Source organism: Amaricoccus sp. (assembly GCF_036846665.1).
Taxonomy (GTDB): Bacteria; Pseudomonadota; Alphaproteobacteria; order Rhodobacterales; family Rhodobacteraceae; genus Amaricoccus.
Genome location: NZ_DAIUBO010000314.1, coordinates 1 through 3,769, shown reverse-complemented (window position 1 = coordinate 3,769; position 3,769 = coordinate 1). Strand labels below are relative to the sequence as shown.

At 72.6% G+C, this 3,769-nt stretch carries 3 protein-coding genes and 1 other RNA gene; 1 reads left to right on the top strand and 3 read right to left on the bottom strand.

Annotated features, from left to right (window positions below; translation table 11 throughout):
- On the bottom strand, nucleotides 1-539 hold a 539-nt coding region (gene dnaX, locus V7050_RS19415; RefSeq protein ID WP_442885718.1), incomplete at its 3' end, for a DNA polymerase III subunit gamma/tau.
- Between the two features lie 279 nt (nucleotides 540-818).
- Here dnaX and V7050_RS19410 point away from each other — a divergent pair.
- Complete coding sequence (locus V7050_RS19410) at nucleotides 819-2,357, top strand: ankyrin repeat domain-containing protein (protein ID WP_324369187.1); 1,539 nt, start codon at nucleotides 819-821, stop codon at nucleotides 2,355-2,357.
- Nucleotides 2,358-2,427: 70 nt separating this feature from the next.
- On the opposite strand, the gene rsgA is transcribed toward V7050_RS19410, so the two are convergent.
- Nucleotides 2,428-3,492 carry a ribosome small subunit-dependent GTPase A gene (gene rsgA, locus V7050_RS19405; protein ID WP_324369189.1) on the bottom strand — a complete coding sequence of 355 codons (1,065 nt, stop codon included), beginning with the start codon at nucleotides 3,490-3,492 and terminating at the stop codon, nucleotides 2,428-2,430.
- Between the two features lie 180 nt (nucleotides 3,493-3,672).
- An RNA gene (ffs, locus tag V7050_RS19400) (signal recognition particle sRNA small type) lies at nucleotides 3,673-3,769 on the bottom strand.

Below are 3,769 nucleotides of genomic sequence, written 5' to 3'. Positions count from 1 at the left end.
ACCGGCACCTTGCGGATCTCGGTGGTGGCGAAGATGAACTTCACATGCTCCGGCGGCTCCTCCAGCGTCTTGAGGAGCGCGTTGAAGGCCGAGGTGCTGAGCATGTGCACCTCGTCGATGATATAGACCTTGTAGCGCGTCTCGGCCGGCCGATAGGGCACGGAGGCGAGCAGGTCGCGCATCTTCTCGACCTGGGTATGGGTCGCGGCATCCATCTCCAGCACGTCGACATGCCGGCCCTCGGCGATCGCCCGGCAGGGCGCGCATTGCCCGCAGGGCGCGATGGTCACGCCGCCCTGCCCGTCAGCCCCGATGCAGTTGAGCCCCTTGGCGATGATGCGCGCCGTCGTCGTCTTGCCGACCCCGCGCACGCCGGTCAGCACGAAGGCATGGGCGATCCGGTCCGAGGCGAAGGCGTTCCTGAGCGTGCGCACCATCGCCTCCTGGCCGATCAGATCGGCGAAGGTCGCGGGGCGGTACTTTCGGGCGAGAACCCGGTAGGCGCTCTCGGCGGGGTCGGTCACGTCGGATCGGCACATGCGCGGCTGCGGTCGCCCCAACCTAAGCGCCGCCCCCGACCGGAGCAAGGGAGGCTTTCTTTCGGACGATACCGGGCCGGCACATCGTTGGCCGCGTCGCTTTGCCCAAGGCCGCCCGGGCTTGCCGGTTCGGAGCCGCGGCGGTATCCTTCGGGCGCCGCTGGAGGCGGCATCCGGGTCCGCGGAAAGCTGCATCAGCACCTCCCATCGAACCGAGCCATCGTTTCGGTTTTCCTCATGCCCCCCGAGCGGACCAGCGGGCAGCGACGGGAGAAACCGATGTCCCCATCCCTCGACAACCTGCGCCGGCGCGCCAAGGATCTGCGCAAGGCCTATGAGGCCGGCGATGCGGCGGCGCGCGACCGGATCGCGCAAAATCCGCCACGACCGGACGGTCATCCGCTCAAGCACGCCGATTTCCTTCACGTCATCGCCCGCGAGGCGGGGCACGAAAGCTGGCCCAAGCTCAAGTTCGCCCAAGAGGCGGCGGCGATGGACCGGGCGGCGAAGGCCGAGCGGCTCGCCGCGGCGCTCCATCTCGGGCAGCACTGGATCGCCGACGCCCTGCTGCAGGAGACACCCGACCTCGCCCATGCCGATCTCGGGCTCGAATGCGCGCTCTATGATGCGGCGGCCGTCCGGGCGCGGCTCGCCGCCGATCCGGCGGCCGCGACGCGCATCGTCGGCGCGCGTCGTCCGATCCTGCACCTGGCCTTCTCGCGCCACTGGCAGAACGGCGGCGCGGAGGCGGACATGATCGCCACGGCGGAGGCGCTGCTCTCGGCCGGCGCCGATGTCGACGACGGCATCCCGGCGCAGGAAGGCGCCGGGCACCACCTCTCGGCGCTCTACGGCGCCATCGGGCATGCGCGCAACCTGACCATGGCGCGCTGGCTGCTCGAGCATGGCGCCAACCCCGACGACGACGAATCGCTCTATCACGCCACGGAACTCGGCAGCCGTGACGGGCTGGCGCTGCTGCTTGCCCATGGCGCCGATCCCAGGGGCACCAATGCCCTGCCGCGGGCGCTCGATTTCGACGATTACGACGCCGTCCGGCTGCTGCTCGAGGCCGGCGCCGATCCCGACGAGGGGATCGCCCCGCATCCCTCCGGCGCGCCGCCGCTGGTGATCCCCGCGCTGCACCAGGCGGCGCGGCGCATGTGCTCGGGGCGCATCGCGCAGCTCCTGCTCGATCATGGCGCCAATCCGACGGCCGAGGCGCTCGGCCACACGCCCTGGGCCTTCGCCCGCATCTACGGCAACCGCGAGATCGCCCGGGTGCTGGAGCGCGCCGGCGCCGTCACGCCGCTCTCGCCGGTCGAGGCGCAGCTGGCGCGCGCCGCCGACGGGGTGGTCCGGGACCGCGACTGGATCGACATGGGCGGGCTCTCGGACGAGATGCGCAGGCTGCTCACCCGGCTGGTCTGGCGCGAGGGCACGCTGCCGCATATGCAGCGGCTCGTCGCCATGGGCTTCGACGCCAATCAGACCGACGAGATGGGCATGCCGCCGCTTCATCTCGCCGGCTGGGAGGGCATGGCGGAGAAGATGGCCTGGCTGCTCTCGCTCGCCCCCGACCTGAGCCACCGGAACGGCTACGGCGGAACGCTGTTCTCCACCATCCTGCACGGCTCGGCGAACTGCCCGAACCGCGCGAGCCGCGACCATATCGGCTGCATGCGGATCGCGCTCGAGCACGGCGTCGCGCTGCCGCGCCCGGCGATCGCGGGCGCGGGTTCCGCCGACATGGCGGATTTCCTCGCGGAATGGGCGGAGGCCCGCCCCGGCCAGGTGGTCGAGGAAGGGGTCTGGTGAAACCGGGGCGCCTGCCGCCCCGTGCCCCGCGCCGCCCGTCCGGCGTCTTGCCTGACGATCCTCCGGCCGATCAGCCGCCGCGCCGGGGATCCTCGCGCTTGCGCCGTCCCGCCGCCTGCCCGGAGCGGTAGAGCCGCCCCAGCGCCCGGGAGCGCGCCCGGGCCTCGGCCACGGATTCGGTGTTGCGCGCCTCCTCGCGCTCCAGCTTGCGCCAGCGCGCCAGCCGCGCCGCGTCGAGCCTCCCCGCCGCGATCGCCGCGCGCACCGCGCAGCCGGGCTCGGCCTCGTGCGCGCAATCGCCGTAGCGGCAATCCGCCGCCAGCGCCGCGATATCGGCGAAGACCGCCGCGACGCCCTCGGCCGCGTCATGCAGCCGCAGCGCCCGCATGCCGGGCGTGTCGATCAGCCAGCCGCCCGTCGGGATCGCGTGGAGCGACCGCGCCGTGGTGGTGTGCCGCCCCTTCGCGTCATCCTCGCGGATGCCGCGGGTTGCCTGCCCTGCCCCGGTCAGCGCGTTGATCAGCGTCGACTTGCCCACGCCCGAGGAGCCGAGCAGCGCCACCGTCCTCCCCTCGCCGCACCAGTCGCGCAGCCGCGCGCATTGCACGGGGTCGCGCGCGTCCAGCGTCTCGACGGCCAGGCTCCGGTCGATCGCTCCGGCCCGGCGCGCGTAATCCGCCGGATCCGCGGCGCAATCGGCCTTGGTCAGCACCAGCACCGGCATCGCCCCGCTCTGGCGCGCCAGCACCAGGTAGCGCTCGATCCGCGCCGGATTGAAATCGGCGTTGCAGGAGGAGACGACGAAGAGCGTGTCGACATTCGCCGCGATCAGCTGCTCCTCGCGCCCCTCCCCGGCGGCGCGGCGGCTCAGGAGCGAGGCGCGTTCGAGCCGCCGGTGCAGCCGGCCGTCGGCGCGGTCGAGCAGCGCCCAGTCGCCGACCGCGAGCTCGGCGGTCGAAAGCCCGGGCGCGCATTCGGCGCGCCGCGCGCCCTCCGCGCCCAGGAGGTCGACGGCGGCGCGATGCACCGCGGCGACGCGCATCGGCGCCAGGGTCTCCATCTCTTCGAGGTCGAGCTGCGCCGCGAACGCCGGGCCCCAGCCCAGCGCAGCCAGGGAATACGTGATTTCGGTCATCGGTCCGTCCGGATTGTCTCCCCGCGGGAGACGGATTGCCTGAAGGACCGCCGTCGCGCGCCCGCGCGATCGGGGTCCGGCGATCCGGGCGGTTCAGTCCGTGACGCGGGGTGGCGTCAGGCCTGCGCCCGGAGGGATGTGACGACAGTCATGAATTCCCTCCATCATCGGGGCCGATCGGGTGAGAGGCTGGACAACGACCCAAGCGGGGCTCGTTACGGCTGCTTCCTTCCGGACCTGACCGGGTTGGCGAGGCGCCTGCCCGCGCCAACCTCTC